The organism is Nocardia fodinahabitans (assembly GCF_052983615.1).
Window position 1 is genome coordinate 2395481 of the sequence record NZ_JBRJJC010000001.1, and the last position, 20100, is coordinate 2415580.

Sequence of the window (20100 nt, forward strand, 5' to 3'; positions counted from 1 at the left end):
GATCACGCTCCCGCCGTATCGATGCCGAATTCGAGCCGCACCGCGGCCGCCATCTCGAGCGCGACCTGGTCGGCGACCCGGACGCCGATCTCGGCGCTGGCAGTGTGGGCGGTGTAGACGATGCCCGACGGTGTCGCGGCGTCGGCGGGCAGCGGGAACACGTCGTAGCTGAACCGACGCGCTCCTAGCCCCGTCGAGTCGGTATCGATGAGTTCGGGGCGGGTCGTGTCGGGTGCGACGTGCATGACCAGGCTGGATTCGACCATTCCCGCGTGGTGGTCATCGCCGCGGGCGACCCCTGTTTCCGTGGCGAGGGCGTTGCGGAATCCTTCACCGACGACGTCCCACCATTGCACGATCATGACCTGGGTGCCGGGGTGTGCGGCGGTCACGATGCGGGCCGTTTCGCACAGGAAGCTGAGGTTGTCGATGGCGGAGTTGACGATGACGAGTTGTCGCACACCGTGTTCGGCCAGCGCGGACGCGATCTCGGTGACGAGCAAGGTGAACGTCGAGCCGCTGACGGCGATGACACCGGGGAAGGTTCCGCCGAGGCGTTGAGACGGGGTGGCGACGCCGTAGCCGATCGACGGGACGATCAGTGCGTCGATGTCGGCGGCCAAGCGGCGGGCGAAGTAGTCGCTGATCATCGTGTCCGCGCCCAGCGGCAGGTGCGGACCGTGGGGTTCGACTGCCCCGATCGGCAGGATCGCGCGACCCTGATGTGCGCGGTCATCGAAGTCGGGCCAGGTCATCTCGGCGAGCAGCATCGGTGAATCTCCTTGTGTAAGAGCGAATAACGGGTGATCGGTGGGTGCTAGGCGTCGGTCCAGCCGAGGCTGGGCACGACCGACGGACGGAGGTGCTCGGCCAGGCGCAGGTTGAGGAAGTCCTCTTTGTTAGCGCACCCGGTGGCGGCTTCGCATGGGGCCCAGGTGTTCTCGCGCAGGTGTAGCTCGAAGTCGGGGTCGAGGACGTTGCCGTAGCGGTGCTTGCCTAGGGTGGCGTAGCGCGAGCACCGGTAGACATCGCCGTGGATGTCGAGGAACACGTAGTCCGAGCCCGCCCGGCACGCCCGGTGCTGGGGCGAGGTCAGCCCGGTCAGGGCGACACGGGTGAGTTCGGTGTCGCCGCCACAGGCAGCGACCACGTCAAGGACGTTGCTGCCGTCGCGCAGCACCGGCACCGCGGCTGTGGCATCGGCGCTGGTGGAGTTGTTCGAGGGCACCGACGGGTCGTAGCCGAGGTCGAGGTTGAACCGGAGCCCGGCCGCTTCGGCGGCGGCTTTGACGCGGCCGATGGTGGTGGTGTCGTGGTTGGCGAATAGCAGGGCGTTCACGACGACGAAGCAGCCGTAGGTGTCTTGGGCAAACGCGGCGGCGGCGATGAACTTCTCCAACGGCATTTGCCCGCTGTGCCAGGTCAACCAGAGTGAGAGCTTGCCGAGGTTGGCGTGGGGTTCCAGTTTCGGCAGACGGCGTTCGATCAGTGAGGCGTTGGACAGCAGTTCGACGAACCGCACGCCGGGTTGGTGGGTGAGCCAGGCGGCGCGGTCGAGGAATGCCGGGGAGGCGAAGGGTTCGCCGAGGGTGCCGAGGCGGACATCGACCGGAAAGGGGCGGGTACCGATCCAGTCGACGACGGCGGCGAAGTTGTTGCGGTCTTGTGGAGCCCGCCAGTCCTCACGGCTGCTCTTGGCCCAGTCGCCGGTCGACACGCAATAGGTGCAGCCGAAGTTGCACAGTCGTTGTGCGGCGACGTACCAGATCCGCACCGGTCGTTGGGAATTCATCGCGTGCCCCATCATCCGAATGTCGCGATCGGTCGGAAGTCACGGCAGGCGAAGTCCAGGGTCTGGTTGTGGCAGCGCCTGCACACGAAGTCGTCCTCAGCGACGGCGACGCCGAACACCTTGCGGCGCGCGGTGACCGCAGCCTCGCTAGTCATCAACTCGTGGATCGAACCCTCGCGGATGTTGGCGAACCGTTCGCGCTGGTAGTAGTCGTTGCAGCACAGGAACAGGTCGCCGCCGACGCTGAAGCTGGCGTGATGAATCGGGTAGCCGCAGCCGGTCAGTGGGCCCTCGATGCGCAGGTTCTGCGCGAACTCCCCGCCGACGTCACCGGCCCGGTCGCACATCAGGTTCGCGGTCACCTCCGCGCCGAGCGGCCCGAAGCGGCGGCGCACCTCGTCGAAATTGCGGGTGCCCCGCTCGCCGACGCCGTTGACGCCGATCTGCACTGGAAGATCGGCCGCCAGTGCGGCTTCGACGTTTCGTGTGCTGTGGGTGTAGCTGGCCGAGCCGGTCAGGTCGGCGAACTCGGCCGGATCGTCGCTGGGCAGGTTGACCACCATCGTGCGCAGCACTCCGGAACGGCGCAGGGTCTCGATCTTGTCTGGGGTTAGCGCGGAGGCATTGGTGTAGAGCGCCAACGGCATCCCGTGTCGGGCCAACACGTCGATGCGGTCAGCGAAGTAGCGGTCGAGGGTGGGTTCGTTGAAGAACTGGAAGGTCACGTAGTCGATCGAGCCGTGGTCGACCAGCTTGTCCACGATATCGATGAACATCTTCATCGGCATCGTTCGGCGTGGCTTGGGATCGACCGCTACCGGGCAGCTGCGGCACCCCCAGTTGCAGTGGGCGGTGACTTCGATCTCCCCTGAGACGAGCCGGTAGTCCTGGCACAGCTCCTCTGGTGGTTGAAGCCATTGGCGCGCTGCGGCTTCGGCCACCAGGGTCGCACCGAACCGCTGCACGAGCTCCGCGGCGTCGCGGGGTTCGCGCGCGCAGGCGACCAGCAGTTCGAGCATGCGGGGATCGGTGTGCCAGTCGATGTGGCGGTCCAGGCCGACGATCCCGAACACCGCGCCCTCGGTTGGAGTCTCGTTGACGGGGGTGGTAGGGCCGAACGTGTCGGAGAAGTACCTCACCGGTGACGGTGTACCGGGATCGACGCGCGTCAGATATGGCGAGGTCTGTACCGAGATGGGAAGTGGAGTCATGTGAGCGCACCTGTCTGGTCGTGCCACGCGAGGCTGGCCGTTCCGGCATCAGCGGTCTCCCGCTGTGACCGTCGAAGCGGGATGTGATCGCAGTGTCGGAGTGCGTCCAATTCCGCCACGGGTGCAGGGTGTTTCGACAGAGTGGGCTCATACTCACGGGGTACGCACGCACACGCACACCCCCGCGAACAGGAGCGCCTGACAGTGACCCCGGCCGGAACTTCACCCGCCAATGAACCCGCGAACACGCAGGTCAACGTCTTCGCGCTCGAGTTGCGCCGGTGGCGTGATGTCCGAGGGCTGTCGCTGCGTGCGCTGGCGGCCAAATTGGGCTACAGCCGTCCCTATGTGTCCAAGATCGAGTCCGGCACCGAGAAGCCCTCGGAGGCGTTCGCCGCGCGCGCCGAATCGATCCTCCAAGCCGGTGGTGCGCTGCGGGCTGCGTTCGCCGAGTTCATCGCCGCTCGACCCGGCACTGTCCGGTCGCCCGTAGCTGTCGAATCGCGCGACTCGGCGGGGTCGCTCGTCGTTGATCACGATGATGCGAGTTTGTCGTTCGACGGCCTCAACTACCGACTGCGCCAGCGGCGGCGGCTGATCAATGATGGGTCCGAACCCATCACCCGTTACCTGATCCGGATCTCAGTAGACCGTTACCCGGGCGACCCTGAACGGTCCAACCACCTCTATCAGGAAAACCCGCTGACCTGGGAAGAGATCGACCTGCACGCCTGGTACGGCGAAAACAGAACCGAGCCGATGACGTGGACTGCCCACCACGACCGCGACGCGTTCAAAGAAGTCTGGCTGATGTTCAGCGAACCCGACAGTGGACGCCACTTCCCGCTCTACCCTGGCCAAGCCTGCTGGATCGACTACGAATACACCGTCTCGGCGGCCCACTGGGGCAACTGGTTCCAGCGCGCGGTCCGTCTGCCCACCAATCGCCTCTCGGTCCGGCTGGATTTCCCGGCCGAGCTCGAACCGTCGGTCTGGGGACTCGAGACCTCGATGACTGCCGAAGGGCAGCCGTTCCGCACACCCATCACCCACCAGGCCGAACCGGGACGAGCCATGTACTCCTGGTCCACCGACCATCCGCCACTGCATGCCCGCTACCGCCTCGAGTGGGACTTCCGGGGACGTAGCGACGACGAGCGCACTCCGCCGAGCAGGGTGATGGCCGGTCTGGGCATCGCGCAGGAAGGTGACGAGATCCTGCGTGAGGTCGCACGCCCGTTCGATCTGCCCGCCGAGGCCGAAGACGCACGCCGTGTCATCGCTGAATTGAATTCGGCAGCTCAACGTGTCGCCCAAGCTCACGTATTCGGCAAGGGGATGGGCATAGCCGCCCCGCAGATCGGCATCAGCAGGGCCGCGGCGATCGTCCGAACTCCCAACGGGGACACCATCACCCTGTTCAATCCACGCATCGTGGAAACCGGCGGCGGCGAAGACGAACAGTACGAGGGATGCCTAAGTTTCTTCGACTTGCGCGGACGGGTGCCGCGCCCGTTGACAATCCACGTCGAGCACACCGACATCGACGGCAACACCCGAATTGCAGTGTTCGACCGCGGAGTCGCACGCCTGGTCGCACACGAAGTCGACCACCTGCACGCAACTCTCTACCTCGACCATCTGAAGCCTGGTGTGGAGCCGATCTCTGTTGAGCAGTACCGGGGCACCGGCGCGAACTGGGCCTACTGACCAGCCGCGCGAAGGAATCGGCACTGGAACGCATCGTCGTTGAGGATCAGGTGCCCGGACAGTGTCCGGGAACCTGAGTTCTTGCCATCCGATGCCTGGAGGGATCGGCACCGACCTCACCGAGCATGCTGCCACGACCGACCGACCGACCGACACCGCCGTGCTGGTCAGGTGCGGTGCGGTACGCCGGACTTTAGAGTTCGCAAAGTGGGGATGCGGTCGCGAGTATTAGTGGGGACTTACTACGAGAAATAGGTCAGGCCGAGCCCGAAGTAATTCTCGGAACCCGGCCTGACCTGCACATACTGTGGAGCTAAGGGGAATCGAACCCCTGACCTTCTCGATGCGAACGAGACGCGCTACCAACTGCGCTATAGCCCCGTGCGGCTCTGGCGAACCGCGCTGTGACACTGTATCAGGCGTTGCGCCCAGATACCGAATCGGTACTCTGACCTGCTGTTTTGCGTGGTTCGACCAGTTATTCGCCGACTGCGCGGCCGAGGTCTTCGACCCGGGTGCGGAGCGCGCGTGCGGTGGCCGGATCGAAGGTTTCCAGGTGCTCGAACATCGGGTCCTCGTCGTCGGTGTCGAGCAGGGTGGAACGGCGGCGCAGGGCACGCGCGGTGTCACGGTCCATGGTGCGCCGGGTCGTCGCCGCCTCGGGGGTGGCGGTGGCCTCGCGGCGCTTGCCCCGGGTGAGGCGCGCCGCGCGCCTGCGGCGGATCTCCTCCTCCACGTGGACCTGCTTGCGCAGGTAGGCCAGATAGCCGACCAGGACGGCCGTGGACAGCCCGCACGCCCACCAGAACATCGAATTCAGCAGCAGGCCGAACGCGGCGAACAGGATGGTGGCGATGATGAGGCCGAGCACGGCGCGCTGCCGGAAGCTGTAGCGGGCGGCGCGGGCGATGGCGTCGGCCTCGGGGTCGTAGCCACCGCGGCCGCGCCGGTTCGGCACGAAGTCCTCATCGTCGTCGTCGGCCGCGTCGCCGGGGTCCGCGGCGGCGTCTTCGAGGCGCGCCGGCGGCGCGGGCGGGATGCGCGCGGCGACGGGCGGGTCCGCCTCGTCGTCGTCCGCGGTGGCCTCGTCCGCCGGATCCGGCTCCGCCGCAGCGTCATCGGTCTGCGCGGACGCGGAATCCGCGGCCTCGGTGCGGTCTTCGATCACGCCGTCGTCGAGGTCGCCTTCGGCTTTCGACGCGGCCTCGAGTTCCGGTGTGGGGGTGAGCAACTCGTCGTCAGCTTCGGTGACGGGCTCGTCGGCCGATGTCGTCATCCGATCCTCCGAATCAGTACGGTGCGGGCGCTTGGTCAGCACACGGGGGCGGTAGTCGGGGTCACTCTCGTGACCGCCCGCCGCCCGGATGCGAATCCGTCGTTCGGCCCCGCCACGGTGCAGCACACGCGTGGCGAGTGCGGCATCGGTGGTGCGGCGGATCCGGGGATGCCGGTCCGCCAGGATCGGGAACAGGACGAAGACCCACAGCACCACAAGTCCGATCCACAGGATCGAATTCGGCATCGCGGTCATCACCTCCCGTCCCCGCCTGCGCGTTTATCCATAGTTGGACGCACTACCGACGTCCGTAGGTTAATTCGGGCACGCCTGCCCTCGCGGCAGGCGCGCCGTGCACACCTGCCACATGAGTAACAGAAATTTCACGGCAGCGCCGCTCGACCCTCTCTGACCAGGCGGTCCACGACGGTCCCCATGACTTCTTCGACCGTCAAGCCCACCAGCAGATGATCACGCCATTCGCCGTCCACATCGAGATAGCGGCGCAGCAAACCCTCTTCGCGGAACCCGACATTGCGCAGCACCGCCTGGCTGGCCAGGTTCTCCGGCCGCACCGTGGCCTCCACCCGGTGCAGGCCGACCGGCCCGAAGCAGTGGTCCAGTCCCAGCGCGAGCGCGGCGGTGGCCACGCCCTGACCGCCGAGATCCTTGGCCACCCAGTAGCCGATCCAGGCCGAGCGCAGCGCCCCGCGCACGATATTGCCGATGGTCAGCTGCCCGCTGAACTGCCCGTTCACCTCGATCACCAGCGGGATCATCGCGCCCCGCCTGGCCTCGGCCTTCAGGCTCGTCCACAGCGACGGCCAGTTCGACGCGTGATTGCGCGCCTCCCAGCTGCCGCGCCCGGTCGGCTCCCAGCGTTCCAGGTGGTCGCGATCGCGCAGGCGGATGCGGCTCCACGCGGCGGCGTCGCGGAACCGCACCGGGCGCAATGTCACCTGGCCACCCGCGACGATCACCGGACCGAGCCGGGCGGGCCATCCGGGATGCTGACCTGCCCGGAATACGTTCATCGAGTCCACTGATCAGCCGCGCTGCGCCAGGAACGCGACCCGCACCTCGTCACCGGTGCGGAAATCGGTGTCGTCGGGTTCCACCACGATCAGGCTGTTCGCCTCGGCCAGCGTCGCCAGCAGATGCGAGGACCCGCCGTTGCCGTTGCCCAGCGGCTGCACCAGATAGTCGCCGGTGGCCTCGTCGCGCAGCAGCTGCGCGCGCAGATAGCCCTTGCGGCCCGGCATCGAGGTGATCGGAGTGATGGTGCGGGCGTTGACGATTCGGCGCATCGGCTGACGACGGCCGAGCGCGATGCGGATCAGCGGACGCACCATCACTTCGAAGACCACCAGCGCGCTCACCGGATTCGACGGCAGCAGGAAGGTCGGCACCTCGTCGCGGCCGAGCCGGCCGAAGCCCTGCACCGAGCCCGGATGCATGGCCACCCGGTCCACCTCGAGCTCACCGAGCCCGTCCAGCGCCTCGCGCACCTGGTCCGAGGCCCAGCCACCGACCGCGCCGGCGATCACCACGACCTCCGAGCGCACCAGCTGACCCTCGACCACATCGCGCAGCCTGCGCGGATCGGCGCTGACGATACCGACCCGGTTGACGTCGGCGCCCGCGTCGCGCGCGGCCGCGGCCAGCGCGTAGGAGTTCACGTCGTAGACCTGGCCGGGGCCGGGCGTGCGATCGATATCGATCAGCTCGCCGCCGATGGAGATCACCGACAGCCGCGGCCGCGGGTGCACCAGCACCTTGTCCTGCCCGACCGCGGCCAGCAGGCCCACCTGGGCGGCGCCGATGATGGTGCCCGCGCGCACGGCCACGTCGCCGGGCTGCACGTCGTCGCCGATGCGGCGGACGTAGTCGCCCGAGCGGACCGGCTCGAAGACCTTGATCCTGGCCCGGCCGCCGTCGGTGAAGTCCACCGGCAGCACCGCGTCGGCCAGGGTCGGCAACGGGGCGCCGGTGTCGACACGCACCGTCTGGCGCGGCTGCAACCGGATGGGCTGACGCGAACCGGCGACGACCTCGCCGACCACCGGCAGGGTGAGGTCGATCAGTTCGCCCGCTTCGTCGCGCACGTCGGTGCCCGCGGCGGAGACGTCGACGCTGCGCACCGCGTAACCGTCGATGGCGGCCTGATCGAAGCCGGGCAGCGGCCGTTCGGTGACGACGTCCTCCGCGCACAGCAGACCCTGGGCCTCCGATATCGCGACCCGGACCGGCCTGGGTGCGACCGCGGCCGCGGTGACCTTGATCAGCTGATCCTCAACCGAGCGCATCGAGCTCCTGTGTCTCTGTGTCCATCGCTTGCCGCGCTTACGCGTTCGGGGAGTTGGGGTCCCACTCCGGACTCAGCCGGAACTTCAGCCACTCACGCAATTGCGGGCCGTATTCCTCCCGCTCGAGGGCGAAATCGACGGCAGCTCGAAGATAGCCGCCCGGGTTGCCCAAATCGTGGCGCGACCCACGGTGGACGACCACATGGACCGGGTGTCCCTCCGCGATCAGCAGGGCGATGGCATCGGTGATCTGCAGTTCCCCGCCCGCGCCCGGCTCGATCCGGCGCAGGGCGTCGAAGATCACGCGGTCGAGCAGGTAGCGGCCCGCCGCGGCCAGGGTCGACGGCGCGTCGGCCAGTTCGGGCTTCTCGACCATGCCCTTGACCCGCAGCACATCGGCCTCGGCGCCCTCGGTCAGCTCCTCGACATCGAAGACGCCGTACGCGCTGACCTGCGACTTCGGCACATCGATGGCGCACAGCACCGAGCCGCCGCGCTCCCGGCGCACCCGGCTCATGGTCTCGAGCACGCCGCACGGCAGCACCAGATCGTCGGGCAGCAGCACGGCGATGGCGTCCTCGTCGTCGTCGAGCACGGCCTCGGCCTGGGCCACCGCGTGGCCGAGACCCAGCGGCTCCTCCTGCACGACCGAGGTCACATCGAGCAGGCCGGGGGCCTTGCGGACCTTCTCCAGCAGCGCGAACTTGCCGCGCTCGGCCAGGGTGCTCTCCAGCACCAGATCCTCGACGAAATGGGCGACGACGCCGTCCTTGCCGGGCGAGGTCACGATCACCAGCCGCTCGGCGCCGGAATCGGCGGCCTCGGCGGCGACGAGCTCGATGCCGGGGGTGTCGACCACCGGCAGCAATTCCTTGGGCACCGTCTTGGTGGCAGGCAGAAACCGCGTCCCGAGACCGGCCGCGGGTACCACCGCAGTGCGGAAACCGGATGTCTTGTCTGTCATGCGCATACCCTATCCATTCAGCGTGCCGTCCGATCGCCCGTCGCGACGATCCGGCGTCGGCAAGAGCTTAGGGTGGTCGCTGTGGAGATGCCCGGTGAGCGCACCAAATATGCGTGGCGCAGCCACATCCTCGCCGAACGAGCACAGGTCGGGGCCGCCGACCATGCCAGGGAGGCCGCGGCGCTGGCCGCCGCGATCGGCCCGCTGGCCGGGGCCGACGATGTCGTCTGCGCCTATGTCCCGATCCGCGGCGAGCCCGGCGATCTGCGCATGCTCGACGCGCTGCGTGTGCGCGACGCCACGGTGTTGCTGCCGGTGACCGGGGAGCCGGGACCGCTGAGCTGGGCGCGCTACGAGGGCCCCGATTCGCTGCGCAAGGCCCGCTTCGGCCTGCTCGAACCGACCACCGCGACGCTGCCGCCCGGCACCGTTGCTACCGCCGCGACGATCCTGGTGCCCGCGCTCGCGGTGGACCGCCGCGGCGTCCGGCTGGGGCGCGGGGCCGGGTACTACGACCGCACGCTGGGGGCCGCCGCAGACAGCACTCGCCTGATCGCCGTCGTCCGGGATAATGAACTCGTCGACCGGCTGCCGGAGGAACCGCACGACCGGCGAATGGGGTGGGCACTGACGCCCGGCGGTGGGCTGCGTGAACTGGGCGGTGACCGGTCCGTTCCGCCGGAATGAAATGGCGATTTCCGACGTTGGCAGTGTCGGCGGTAGAGTGCTAGATCGACGAGACTTGCGGAGGATCCTGTGCCAACTTATTCATACGCGTGCACCGAGTGTGACAACCGCTTCGACATCGTTCAGTCCTTCTCCGACGACACACTGACGGAATGCCCGCAGTGCTCCGGGAAGCTGCGGAAGCTGTTCAACTCGGTCGGCATCGTGTTCAAGGGCAGCGGTTTCTACCGCACCGACAGCCGTGGTGGCGCGTCCACCGCGAGCGAGCCCGCGAAGTCCTCCTCGGACAGCAGCAGCACCAACGGCAGCAGCTCCGCGTCGACCACGAGTTCCACGCCCGCCGCCGCGAGCTGATCTCCGCCGGTTTGTCCACAGCCCCGTAGTTGTCCACAACCAGGACTTTCGGCGGCTGATCCGCACTGCCACGCTCCTAGGCTTCGGGCATGACTCGCAGTCTCGCCGATCTGGGACGTGGCAGTTCCTGGCGGTTCGCCCTCGGTAATCGCCCGGCCTGGGCCGACGCGCTGCTCGCGCGGCGCATCGCGGCCGCCGTGCTCGCGCTGCTCGCGCTGGCGCTGTTCGTCCGTGGCGATCCCGGCACCGCCCGGCACGACGTCGTCGTCGCCGCCCGTGAGCTGGCTCCGGGCAGGCTGCTCACCGCCGAGGATCTGCGCGTCGACCGGCACGAATCCCGTTCGCTGCCTTCGGGTTCGGTCACCGACACCGCCGTGCTGCTCGGCGCGACGCTCACCGGCGCGATGCGCACCGGGGAGACCTTCACCGATCTGCGTGTGGTCGGCCCACGACTGGCCGCGGCCGCCGCGGGCAGTCCCGACGCCCGGATCGTGCCGATCCGGCTGGCCGACTCCGCGGTGGCCGATGTGTTGCGCGCGGGCGATCGGGTCGACGTCGTCGGGGTCGAGGACGCGGGTGGCCCCGGCGCGAGCAAGCCCGCGCGCACCCTGGCCACCGACGCCGCCGTGGTCCTCGTCACCGCGACAGGCGAGCGACGCTCGGGTGCGGAACGGGTGGTCCTGGTCGCGCTGGACGCGGAATACGCCACGGCGGTGGCCGGTGCCTCGCTGCGAACGGCACTCACCGTCGTCTTCCATTGACATCGCGCACGGTGTCGCAAACGCCACCAGGGCACTGTTCGCGAGAAATTTGCCGCACTGCTGATTAGCATCACACAGGAACCAGCTCGACCGTTTCAGCGCATTCGAACCAGGAGCACAGCGCCCCCGGCCGGCTCCTCGACGAAGGAGGCATCGGCAATGCTCAAAGGTTTCAAGGATTTCCTGCTCCGCGGCAATGTGATCGACCTGGCCGTCGCCGTCGTGATGGGTACCGCGTTCGTAGCCATCGTCACCGCGTTCACCACCGGGATCGTCAACCCGCTGCTCGCGGTCTTCGGCGAGTCCAACGAGATGGGTCTGGGCATCCAGCTGGTGGCCGACAAACCGGCCACCTTCATCGCGATCGGGCCCATCATCACCGCAGGCATCAACTTCCTGTTGATCGCCATGATCCTGTACTTCGTGCTGGTGCTGCCCGCGTCCATGGCGAAGAAGCGGTTCTCCAAGGCCGACGAGAAGCTCTCCGAGACCGAGCTGCTCATCCAGATCCGGGACCTGCTGGCCGAGCAGGGCAACTCCTCGAACGGCAAGCACGGCATCGCGACCGAGACGGCCACGGGCAACGGCGAACACACGCGCTGAGCTGCCCAGACGACCAGGTCGGGACCGGTTCCAGAGAACGCGGCCCCGACCTGGTCGGATGCGATGGTGGCCGACGTCAGCCGAGGCTGAACGGCTGGCCCCACAGGGTGACCCAGCTGATCACATTGTCGGTCTCCACCTCGACGCTCACGAACGAGCGCGCCTGGGCGTAGCCACCGCAGCCGGACAGGCCGATGGTCTCGTCGGCCCAGGTGACCGAGCCGCTGCCGCCCTTGAAGGCGTTGCGGGTCTTGTGGGATTCGTCGCCGTAGTCGTCGGGCATTTCCAGGTCGAGGACGTAGAAGGACTTGGACTGGCCGGGGCCGAGCGAGAGCGCTCCGCCACCGAGGCCCACCGCGCCCTCGGAGTCGAACCCGCCCTCAGCCTGCGGACCGCCGCCCTCGATGTTGACCTGGCAGCCGACGGTGTAGCCGGGGAAGATCTTTCCGCCGCCACCGCCCGACACCGACACCTGCGCACTGCCCGACACCCACGCATTCCGGTGCGCGGGAGTGGATCCCATCGACGGATTGATGTTCGCGGACTCCCCGACCATGCTGATATCGACGACGGTGCCGTCGGACAGGGTCTTGCTGATATGCCCGCCCGGCAGCGGAACGAAGGTGTCGGCATGCGCCGCACCCGGGGAGAACAAGCCCAATGCCACAGTCGCCGCGGCGGTGAGACCGGCCGCGCGCGCCATGCTTCCAACGTTGATCATCACTGTTGACCCCTCGAGGGTGAATTCGTTTGAGCTAGCGAGAATTTCGTCGAATCGGCCGTGATCAGCCGATGCTGAAGGGCATGCCGTACAGGGTGGTCTTCGAGTAGTGGTCACCGATGATCTCGACGACCGTGTACGACCGTGCCTGGGCATAGCCCGCGCACCCCTGGATCTGGATCTCGGCGTCCTGGTACTCCACCGAGTAGACGCCCGGCTTCAGAATGTCCTTGGAGCTGATCTGGGCGAAGGCCACCTCACCGGGACCGAGATCCAGGCCGATGGAGCCCTCACCGATCGCGCCGCCAGTGTCCAGACCGACTCCGATCTGGCCCCCGATCGCGTCGTCACCGATACTCACCTGGCAGCCGACGACGTAGCCGGTACTCAGCTGCGACGCGCCGTGCGTCGACGAATTGTTGGAACCGGGGCGGTTGGACGGGCCGTTCCACGGACCCACCTCGCCCTCCGGCGTGACCTGCACATCGGCGCGAGCGTTGCCCGATACCCAGACGACGCGCCCCGCACCATTGGCGGCCAGCGACGGCGAGACGACAGCGCTCTCGCCGGTACGGCTGACAGTGACGCCGGGACCGTTCTTCTGGCCGTCCGGCAACGGCACGAAGGTATCCGCGTTGGCAGCACCGGCCGACAGCAGGCCGATCGTCACGGCCACTGCGGCGCCGGCGCCGAAGGCGACGCGACGCACGCGGTTGGTGCGGTTCTCGCTCATACTTCCCCTCGAGGTGTACGCAAAATCGACCTCGACCGTCGAGGTCGATATCTGTGCTGCGCCCGGACCCAGCCCAGACGGGTCCGCGGACCGCGTCGCTGGCAACAGGGCAGATTCGCCCAGCCGGGAGGTGTATCGAGAAGCTGAAAAGCACGAAACTCGTGGTGATAACGACCGCACTGCAGTCATTTCGCCACAAACATAATGAGGGGACACCTCAATGTCCAGCGCCACAAACATTGACGGCACAACAAACGGGCCGGTCGCGATGGCGACCGGCCCGTTGTGCGTTCGTGATCGACAGATCAGCCCAGGCTGAACGGCTGACCCCACAGGGTCACCCAGCTGATGACGTTGTCGGTCTCGACCTCGACGCTCACGAAGGCACGAGCCTGCGCGTAGCCGCCGCAGCCGGACAGACCGATGGTCGAATCCGACCAGGTCACCGAGCCGCTGCCGTTCTTGAACTTGTTCGACTTGCCGTGCGACTCGCTACCGAAGTCGTCGGCCTTCTCGATGTCGAGGATGTAGAACGACTTCGACTGGCCGGGGCCGAGCGAGAGCTCGCCGCCGGTGCCGACGCCACCGGAAGCGTTGCCCTCCCAGTCGCTTTCGACCGTCGCGTCGCCGGAGACACCGCCGCCGGCGATGTTGACCTGGCAGCCGACGGTGTAGCCCGGGAAGATCTTGCCGGAGCCGCCGTCGGAGACGGTGACCTGCGCGCTACCGGAGACCCACGCGTTGCGGTGCACCGGGGTGGAGCCCATCGACGGGCTGATGTTGGCCGACTCGCCCACCAGGCTGATCTCGACGACGGTGCCGTCGGACAGGGTCTTGGTGATGTGGCCGCCCGGCAGGGGAACGAAGGTGTCGGCGTTGGCCGCGCCCGTGGAGAACAGGCCGACGGCCACGGTGGCCGCGGCGCTGACGCCCGCCATCCGCGCCATGAACTTACGGTTGATCATAGGATTGTCCCTCGAGGATTGAGTTCGCCGCAGCGAGAAGAAGATTCGTGCCGGTTCGAAAGACGTCAGCCGATGCTGAACGGCATGCCGTACAGGGTGGTCTTCGAGTAGTTGTCACCGATGATCTCGACCACGGTGTACGCCCGGGCCTGCGCGTAGCCGGCGCAGCCCTGGATCTCGATCTCGGCGTCCTGGTAATCGATCGCGTAGGTGCCGGCCTTCTGGATGTCCTTCGAGCTGATCTGCACGAACTTGACCTCGCCCGGGCCCAGGTTGACGCCGATCGAACCGCCCGGCGCTCACGCCACCGGTGCTCAGGCCACCGGACACGCCGGCGCCGATCGCGTCGTCGGCGATGCTCACCTGGCAACCGACGATGTAGCCGGTGTTCAGCTGGGAGGTGCCGTGGGTGGAGGAGTTGTTGGAACCGGGGCGGCCGGACGGACCGTTCCAGGGGCCGACCTCGCCCTCGGGAGTGTCGGCGACCTCGGCCAGCGCGGTGCCGGAGACCCAGACGACGCGACCCGCGCCGTTGGCGGCCAGCGACGGCGAGATCAAAGCGTGCTCACCCGTACGGGTGATGGTCACGCCGGCAGGGCTGACCTTCTGGCCGTCCGGCAACGGCACGAAGGTGTCGGCGTTGGCGGCACCGGTCGACAGCAGGCCGAAAGCCACGGCGGCCGCGGCAGCGCCGACGCCCGCGGCACGGGCGCCGCGGCGCACACCGGTGGTGCGGTTCTCGCTCATACTTCCCCTCATCAGGTGTCTAACAGCCGGTCTCGACTTTCGAGACCGGACGGGTGGACCTCACAGGCCCAGCTCAGTGTGTCGCCCCTTTGTTGCCGTTACGTAACCAACTGTTATTTCGACGATACGGCCGGGGCCGGTGTGGCGAACCCGAGCCAGGGTTCCACCGGGTGGTTCAACGCATAGAAGTGGGGTACTGCGGGGACCAATAGTTGATGGCTCGATGGCGAACATTAAACGCTGCGCCGTCGTTCCGGCAACGAAAGAGTTCGTAAATTTCATTGTGACTCCCAGCACAGATGCGCACATGGTCACATGCTTTGACGTGCATAAATGCATCCCCCTCCGCCGTGTCAACGGGGGTGGACCGGAAGTGGTTACCGGCGGGTTTCGAACACTTATACGACAAAGGACCACGCTTTCGCGTGGTCCCGAGGAATTGTCACCCGTTCGCAATCACATCGAAAACGGCATTTCGGTGAGTGCCTATTACGTAGCGGCTACGTAGATAACGGTGCGGTCACCCGTGGTGCGGTGGCACCTGCGAACGTAACCATTCGTCGTTATCCGAGCGCCCGCCGCGCTCGTCGCCGGTGGTTTCGGGCAGCACGTCGCCGAAGATGCGAGCCAGGCGCGCGGCCTCGGCGGCTTTGCGCCGGGCGGCCTCCTGGCCCTGCGGCGACGTGCTGTCCGACGACGTCATCGTCCTCACTCGTCCAATCCGGAGAGCTCGCCGATCACCCGGCTCGCGAGCGGGCCCAGCGTCGCCATGCCGTCGCGGATGGCCGAACGGGTACCCGGCAGGTTCACCACCAGGGTGCTGCCGGAGATGCCGGCGACACCGCGCGACAGACCCGCGTCCAGCGAACCGGCCACCCGGCCCGAGGCCCGCAGCGCCTCGGTGATGCCGGGCAGTTCCCGGTCGAGCACCTGCGCGGTGGCCTCCGGGGTGACATCGCGCGGCGACATACCGGTACCGCCGACCGAGATCACCAGATCGACGCCGCCGATCACCGCGGTGTTGAGCGCATTGCGGATCTCGACCTCTTCGGCCTGCACCGTCACCGAAGCGTCGACGAGGAATCCCGCCTCGCTGAGCAGTTCGGTGACGAGTGGGCCGAACGAATCCACGCCGCCATGCGCCGTCCGATCGTCGACGACAACAACCAGTGCACGCCCTGCCACGGGAGCATCGATGTCCATGCTCATCACCGTAGCGCCTACGCACGACAGCGCCGCGCTCGAACGCATCATCGGCCACCCTCCGCCGCCGCACCGGTGAGGGTGACCTCGACCGTCTTGGCGTTGCCGCCCTGCTCGTCGGTGTAGGTGAGCTTCACCTTGTCGCCCGGCTGATGCGAGCGGACCGCCGCGATCAGCGCGTCGCCGGAGTCGATCGGCCGGTCGTCGAGCCGGGTGACGACCGCGCCCGCGGGCACGCCCGCCTTGGCCGCGGGCCCGTCCGGGGTGACCTCGAGTACCCGGGCCGCGGTGTCCTGCGGCCGCAGCTTGATGCCGATCTGGGCGTAGGTGGCGTGGCCGGTCTTGATCAGTTCGTCGGCGACCCGGCGGGCCTGATCCACCGGGATCGCGAAGCCCAGGCCGATCGATCCGCTCTGCGCGCCGCCGGCGGCCTCGCCGCCGAGGCTGGCGATGGCGGTGTTGATGCCGATCAGCTTGCCCTGGCCGTCGACCAGCGCGCCGCCGGAGTTGCCCGGGTTGATCGCCGCGTCGGTCTGGATCGCGTCGATCACCGGGTTGACCTGGCTGGGGGTGCCCTCACCGCTGGTCGAGACCGGGCGGTTGAGCGCGGAGACGATGCCGGTGGTGACGGTGCCCGCCAGGCCGAGCGGCGAGCCGATCGCGATCACCGGCTGACCCACCGCGAGGCCATCGGAGGTGCCCAGTTCGATCGGGGTGAGCCCGCTCTTGCCGCTGACCTTGATGACGGCCAGATCCGAGACCGGGTCGGCGCCGATCATGGTGGCGGGCGCGGTGCTGCCGTCGCTGAACACCACTTCCATCTTCGCCGAGGCGCCCGCGCCGGCCGCGACGTGATTGTTGGTGAGGATCAGGCCGTCGGTCGACAGCACGACCCCGGAGCCCTCGCCGGAGGCCCGCGCACCGGCCACCTTGATCATCACGACACTGGGCAGCACCCGCTGAGCTACCGCCTGGGTCGAGCCTGCCGGGGCATTGGCGACATTGTTGACCGCGGGCTTGGGGGCATCGAGCGCGTTGGTCACCTGGGCCGAGTCCGAGCCGGTGGCCAGCACGCCGACCACCCCGCCGACGCCACCACTGACCAGGGCCAACGCCGTCGCCCCCGCCACCAGGCCGAGACGCAGCGGCTTGCGCGGCGGCGCCGGGGTGGGCGCGGCCGCGAACGGACCGGACTGCGCCCCGAACGGCGGCTGCCCCGGCGCCTGGTGACCATGCGGCGCACCGTAAGCAGACACGCCCGGCAGCGGTGCCGTGCCGTGCGCCGCGCCGGACGGCTGCGGGTTGTGGGAGTGACCCGCGCCGTACGGCTGCTCGGAGGCGTGGCCGCCCGCGGCACCGAAGGGCTGTGCTGCGCCGTACGGCTGCTCGGCGCTGTGGGAGGACGCCGCGCCGTACGGCTGCTCGGGAGCGTGGGGCGGCACTTGGCCATGGGGATGGCCGCCGCCGGTCGGCACCGGGCCGGACGCCGGTGCCGTGCCGCCGGGCAACGGCGCCTGCTGACCCGGGTACGGCCCCGGTCCCGAGGGCTGTGCGGCAGCGGGCCCTTGGCCCGAGGTGGGCGCCGGGACCTGGCCCGGGAACCGCGCCTCGGCGGGATGATCCGCGCGGCCCGATCCGGGGTCGGCGGGCTGGTCAGCAGGTCGCTGCTGGGGATCGTCGGTCATGGTGTCTGTCTCCTCACGCTTGCTGACCAGCTTCGTGACGGGTACTGAGAAGCGGCTGAGATCGCCCCGTCAGTTCGCCGAGACTCCGCGGCCGATCACACCGAGCCGGGCTCGGAGTCGTCCGGTACCGCGGGCGCCTCACCGGGCAACACGATCCGGACCAGGGCGCCGCCGCGGTCGGAGGTGTCGATCGCGATCGTGCCACCGTGCTTGGTGACCACCTGCTTGACGATCGCGAGTCCCAGCCCGGAACCGGGCATCGAGCGCGAGGCCGTGGTCCGGTAGAAGCGCTCGAACACCAGCTCACGTTCGGCGCTGGGGATGCCGGGACCGGCGTCGGCGACCGCCAGCTCGAGCAGGCCCGGCCCGGCCGGGCGCATGGTGATCCTGACCTCGGCGTCGCCGGGACTCCACTTGGCGGCGTTGTCGAGCACGTTGAGCACCGCGCGTTCCAGGCCCGCCTCGTGCCCGTAGACGAACCACGGGCGCAGTTCGGCGGTGAAGGTGATGCCGGTGCGCCTGCGTCGCGCACGCTCGAGTACGCGCTCGGCCACCTCGCCGAGATCCACTCGCTCGTACACGGTTTCGGGCGCGTCCTCGCGAGCCAGGTCGACCAGGTCGCCGACCAGCGTCGAGAGCTCCTCGATCTGGGCAACCACATCCGCGCGCAGCTCGGCCATGTCCTCGTCGGGCAGCCGGGGCGCGCCCGGCCGGCCCGAGGCGATGAGCAGCTCCATGTTGGTGCGCAGCGAGGTCAGCGGGGTGCGTAGTTCGTGGCCTGCGTCGGCGACGAGCCTGCGCTGGCGATCGCGGGACTCGGCCAGCGCCCGCAGCATCGTGTTGAAACTCTCGGTGAGCCTGGCCAGTTCGTCGTCACCGGTGACCGGGATCGGGGTGAGGTCGTCGGTGCGGGCGACCCGCTCGGTCGCGGCGGTCAGCCGGGCGATCGGGCGCAGGCCGGTGCGACCCACCGCGGTGCCCGCCGCAGCGGCGAGCACGACGCCACAGCCGCCGACGACGAACAGCAGCCACGCCAGCCGGTCGAGCACCTCACGGGTGCGGTAGAGCTTCTGCGAGATGATCAGCGTCGCGCCGCTGTGCGTGCGCGCGGCGAGCACCCGCTGGTCACCGACGGTGCGCAGCGACGAGTTGATCTTGCCGTCGGCGACCGCGAGCTCCTGCGCGCCGACCGGCGGAATCGTCTGCTGCGGGGGCATGTACGGCTTGTGGTCGGCGTAGATCAGCGCGACGCCGACGTCGTTGGAGAACAGCCCGGCCAGCACGATCGACTGGAAGCCGAGCGTCTCGAAGTTGTTGTTGATCATCGTCGCCGCGCGGGCCTCGAGCTGGGCGTCGACGTCGGCGTAGAGCGCGCGCGCCACCATCGCGTAGGCCGCGATGGAGGTGACCGCGACGGCGATGAGCACCACCGACGCGGCCAGCAGCGTCACCCGCCAGCGCAGCGACACCGAGCGTGTCAGCGGCATCGGTGGGCGCATCTCCCCCGCGTCCGGCGGGTGTCGCAGGACGGCGACCGCGGGTTCCTTGGGTGCCATGGCCGCCGCCTACGGAGGGGTCTCGCGCAGCACGTACCCGACGCCGCGCACCGTGTGGATCAAGCGTTCCTCGCCGTCGGCCTCGGTCTTGCGCCGCAAATAGCCGATGTAGACCTCCAGCGCATTTCCCGAGGTGGGAAAGTCGTAGCCCCAGACCTCTTCGAGGATGCGGCCGCGGGTGAGCACGCGACGCGGATTGGCCATCAACATCTCGAGCAACGAGAACTCGGTTCGGGTGAGGCTGATGGCGCGTTCGCCGCGCGAGACCTCACGGGTCACCGGATCCAGCGACAGATCAGCGAACACCATCGCTTCGGACGCCTCGCCCGGGTCGGGTGCTCGCCTGCGCAGCAGCGCGCGTAAACGCGCCAGCAATTCCTCCAACGCGAAAGGCTTCGGCAAATAATCGTCGGCGCCCGCGTCGAGACCCGCGACGCGTTCGGAGACCGAATCCCGGGCGGTCAATACCAGAATCGGCAGATCATCGCCGGTACTGCGCAGGCGGCGGCACACTTCGAGGCCGTCCAGCCTCGGCATCATCACATCGAGAACCAGGGCATCGGGCCTGGCCGCGGTGACTTTCTCCAACGCGTCCATGCCGTCCACCGCCAGGTCGACGGTGTAGCCGTTGAAGCTCAGCGACCGTCGCAGTGATTCCCGCACGGCGCGATCGTCGTCGACTACCAGAATGCGCATGTGCCCAGTTTGCCGTGATCGACTGAGAACGTACTGAGAGGGACACGCCTCGCGTGGCGGTCGCGATGTGCCAGCGCATATTCGGCGAATTGCAGACCGCGTGGTCCGGATTGCCGATGACCACCCAGGC

20 protein-coding genes, 1 tRNA gene and 1 pseudogene are annotated in these 20100 nt (G+C 68.3%); 5 read left to right on the forward strand and 17 right to left on the reverse strand.

The window, feature by feature from the left end; translation table 11 throughout:
• Positions 1–2 precede the first annotated feature (2 nt).
• From NV348_RS11250 to NV348_RS11260, 3 genes are read right to left on the reverse strand one after another with little or no spacing between them, the layout of a single operon-like run.
• Positions 3–770 carry a creatininase family protein gene (locus NV348_RS11250; RefSeq protein ID WP_101465714.1) on the reverse strand — a complete coding sequence of 256 codons (768 nt, stop codon included), beginning with the start codon at positions 768–770 and terminating at the stop codon, positions 3–5.
• Between the two features lie 47 nt (positions 771–817).
• Positions 818–1792 carry a hypothetical protein gene (locus tag NV348_RS11255; RefSeq protein WP_084504819.1) on the reverse strand — a complete coding sequence of 325 codons (975 nt, stop codon included), beginning with the start codon at positions 1790–1792 and terminating at the stop codon, positions 818–820.
• An 11-nt stretch (positions 1793–1803) separates the two neighbouring features.
• A complete protein-coding gene (locus NV348_RS11260) occupies positions 1804–2931 on the reverse strand; it encodes a radical SAM/SPASM domain-containing protein (protein ID WP_218721739.1) in 1128 nt (375 codons plus the stop codon).
• 276 nt (positions 2932–3207) lie between these two features.
• On the opposite strand from NV348_RS11260, the gene NV348_RS11265 reads away from it, so the two are divergent.
• Positions 3208–4713 carry a peptide deformylase gene (locus NV348_RS11265; RefSeq protein WP_062986969.1) on the forward strand — a complete coding sequence of 502 codons (1506 nt, stop codon included), beginning with the start codon at positions 3208–3210 and terminating at the stop codon, positions 4711–4713.
• 308 nt (positions 4714–5021) lie between these two features.
• Here NV348_RS11265 and NV348_RS11270 read toward each other — a convergent pair.
• From NV348_RS11270 to NV348_RS11290, 5 genes are all read right to left on the reverse strand, one after another.
• Positions 5022–5094 (reverse strand) — tRNA-Ala (locus tag NV348_RS11270).
• A 97-nt stretch (positions 5095–5191) separates the two neighbouring features.
• Positions 5192–6235, reverse strand: coding sequence for a divisome protein SepX/GlpR (gene sepX / locus NV348_RS11275; protein ID WP_447146873.1), 1044 nt, complete (start codon positions 6233–6235; stop codon positions 5192–5194).
• A gap of 137 nt (positions 6236–6372) precedes the next feature.
• Entirely contained in the window at positions 6373–7023 is a 651-nt protein-coding gene (locus NV348_RS11280) for a GNAT family N-acetyltransferase (RefSeq protein WP_218721735.1), read from the reverse strand.
• Positions 7024–7035: 12 nt separating this feature from the next.
• Positions 7036–8295, reverse strand: coding sequence for a molybdotransferase-like divisome protein Glp (gene glp, locus NV348_RS11285; RefSeq protein WP_447146874.1), 1260 nt, complete (start codon positions 8293–8295; stop codon positions 7036–7038).
• Between the two features lie 37 nt (positions 8296–8332).
• On the reverse strand, positions 8333–9259 hold the full coding sequence (locus NV348_RS11290; RefSeq protein ID WP_447146875.1) for a UTP--glucose-1-phosphate uridylyltransferase: 927 nt from the start codon (positions 9257–9259) through the stop codon (positions 8333–8335).
• Between the two features lie 87 nt (positions 9260–9346).
• Between NV348_RS11290 and NV348_RS11295 the strand changes: the two genes are divergently transcribed.
• The 4 genes from NV348_RS11295 (at position 9347) to mscL (ending at position 11664) form a co-directional block, all read left to right on the forward strand.
• Positions 9347–9946, forward strand: a complete 600-nt coding sequence (locus tag NV348_RS11295; protein ID WP_447151000.1) for a 5-formyltetrahydrofolate cyclo-ligase — start codon at positions 9347–9349, stop codon at positions 9944–9946.
• Between the two features lie 69 nt (positions 9947–10015).
• Positions 10016–10300 carry an FmdB family zinc ribbon protein gene (locus tag NV348_RS11300; protein ID WP_447146876.1) on the forward strand — a complete coding sequence of 95 codons (285 nt, stop codon included), beginning with the start codon at positions 10016–10018 and terminating at the stop codon, positions 10298–10300.
• 89 nt (positions 10301–10389) lie between these two features.
• Positions 10390–11061 carry an SAF domain-containing protein gene (locus tag NV348_RS11305; protein ID WP_447146877.1) on the forward strand — a complete coding sequence of 224 codons (672 nt, stop codon included), beginning with the start codon at positions 10390–10392 and terminating at the stop codon, positions 11059–11061.
• A gap of 159 nt (positions 11062–11220) precedes the next feature.
• Positions 11221–11664 (forward strand): large conductance mechanosensitive channel protein MscL, encoded by a 444-nt coding sequence (gene mscL, locus NV348_RS11310; RefSeq protein ID WP_447146878.1) that lies wholly within the window; start codon positions 11221–11223, stop codon positions 11662–11664.
• 76 nt (positions 11665–11740) lie between these two features.
• Here the strand turns inward: mscL and NV348_RS11315 are convergent, their stop codons facing one another.
• The 9 genes and pseudogenes from NV348_RS11315 to NV348_RS11355 all read right to left on the reverse strand — a co-directional run bounded on the left by NV348_RS11315 (position 11741) and on the right by NV348_RS11355 (position 19970).
• Complete coding sequence (locus NV348_RS11315; RefSeq protein WP_447146879.1) at positions 11741–12385, reverse strand: MspA family porin; 645 nt, start codon at positions 12383–12385, stop codon at positions 11741–11743.
• Between the two features lie 64 nt (positions 12386–12449).
• Positions 12450–13118, reverse strand: coding sequence for an MspA family porin (locus NV348_RS11320; RefSeq protein ID WP_447146880.1), 669 nt, complete (start codon positions 13116–13118; stop codon positions 12450–12452).
• Between the two features lie 305 nt (positions 13119–13423).
• On the reverse strand, positions 13424–14083 hold the full coding sequence (locus NV348_RS11325; RefSeq protein ID WP_447146881.1) for an MspA family porin: 660 nt from the start codon (positions 14081–14083) through the stop codon (positions 13424–13426).
• 65 nt (positions 14084–14148) lie between these two features.
• Positions 14149–14830: pseudogene (locus tag NV348_RS11330) on the reverse strand (MspA family porin).
• Between the two features lie 520 nt (positions 14831–15350).
• Positions 15351–15533, reverse strand: a complete 183-nt coding sequence (locus tag NV348_RS11335) for a hypothetical protein (protein ID WP_447146882.1) — start codon at positions 15531–15533, stop codon at positions 15351–15353.
• 5 nt (positions 15534–15538) lie between these two features.
• Positions 15539–16081, reverse strand: a complete 543-nt coding sequence (locus NV348_RS11340) for a MogA/MoaB family molybdenum cofactor biosynthesis protein (protein WP_447151001.1) — start codon at positions 16079–16081, stop codon at positions 15539–15541.
• Positions 16081–17718 (reverse strand): S1C family serine protease, encoded by a 1638-nt coding sequence (locus tag NV348_RS11345; RefSeq protein WP_447146883.1) that lies wholly within the window; start codon positions 17716–17718, stop codon positions 16081–16083. The genes NV348_RS11340 and NV348_RS11345 overlap by 1 nt, the downstream gene beginning before the upstream one ends.
• A 95-nt stretch (positions 17719–17813) precedes the next feature.
• Positions 17814–19274 carry an ATP-binding protein gene (locus NV348_RS11350; RefSeq protein ID WP_447146884.1) on the reverse strand — a complete coding sequence of 487 codons (1461 nt, stop codon included), beginning with the start codon at positions 19272–19274 and terminating at the stop codon, positions 17814–17816.
• A 9-nt stretch (positions 19275–19283) separates the two neighbouring features.
• The gene (locus NV348_RS11355; RefSeq protein WP_189025881.1) at positions 19284–19970 is read right to left on the reverse strand and encodes a response regulator transcription factor; all 687 of its coding nucleotides are present in this window, start codon (positions 19968–19970) and stop codon (positions 19284–19286) included.
• Positions 19971–20100 lie beyond the last annotated feature (130 nt).

Coding starts and splice junctions, on each gene's coding strand:
- NV348_RS11355 (WP_189025881.1), bottom strand. CDS start 19,970: ATGCGCATTCTGGTAGTCGACGACGATCGCGCCGTGCGGGAATCACTG.
- NV348_RS11305 (WP_447146877.1), top strand. CDS start 10,390: ATGACTCGCAGTCTCGCCGATCTGGGACGTGGCAGTTCCTGGCGGTTC.
- NV348_RS11280 (WP_218721735.1), bottom strand. CDS start 7,023: ATGAACGTATTCCGGGCAGGTCAGCATCCCGGATGGCCCGCCCGGCTC.
- NV348_RS11320 (WP_447146880.1), bottom strand. CDS start 13,118: ATGAGCGAGAACCGCACCAACCGCGTGCGTCGCGTCGCCTTCGGCGCC.
- NV348_RS11315 (WP_447146879.1), bottom strand. CDS start 12,385: ATGATCAACGTTGGAAGCATGGCGCGCGCGGCCGGTCTCACCGCCGCG.
- NV348_RS11335 (WP_447146882.1), bottom strand. CDS start 15,533: ATGACGTCGTCGGACAGCACGTCGCCGCAGGGCCAGGAGGCCGCCCGG.
- glp (WP_447146874.1), bottom strand. CDS start 8,295: ATGCGCTCGGTTGAGGATCAGCTGATCAAGGTCACCGCGGCCGCGGTC.
- NV348_RS11255 (WP_084504819.1), bottom strand. CDS start 1,792: ATGAATTCCCAACGACCGGTGCGGATCTGGTACGTCGCCGCACAACGA.
- NV348_RS11290 (WP_447146875.1), bottom strand. CDS start 9,259: ATGACAGACAAGACATCCGGTTTCCGCACTGCGGTGGTACCCGCGGCC.
- NV348_RS11250 (WP_101465714.1), bottom strand. CDS start 770: ATGCTGCTCGCCGAGATGACCTGGCCCGACTTCGATGACCGCGCACAT.
- sepX (WP_447146873.1), bottom strand. CDS start 6,235: ATGCCGAATTCGATCCTGTGGATCGGACTTGTGGTGCTGTGGGTCTTC.
- NV348_RS11295 (WP_447151000.1), top strand. CDS start 9,347: ATGCCCGGTGAGCGCACCAAATATGCGTGGCGCAGCCACATCCTCGCC.
- NV348_RS11345 (WP_447146883.1), bottom strand. CDS start 17,718: ATGACCGACGATCCCCAGCAGCGACCTGCTGACCAGCCCGCCGACCCC.
- mscL (WP_447146878.1), top strand. CDS start 11,221: ATGCTCAAAGGTTTCAAGGATTTCCTGCTCCGCGGCAATGTGATCGAC.
- NV348_RS11340 (WP_447151001.1), bottom strand. CDS start 16,081: ATGCGTTCGAGCGCGGCGCTGTCGTGCGTAGGCGCTACGGTGATGAGC.
- NV348_RS11350 (WP_447146884.1), bottom strand. CDS start 19,274: ATGGCACCCAAGGAACCCGCGGTCGCCGTCCTGCGACACCCGCCGGAC.
- NV348_RS11325 (WP_447146881.1), bottom strand. CDS start 14,083: ATGATCAACCGTAAGTTCATGGCGCGGATGGCGGGCGTCAGCGCCGCG.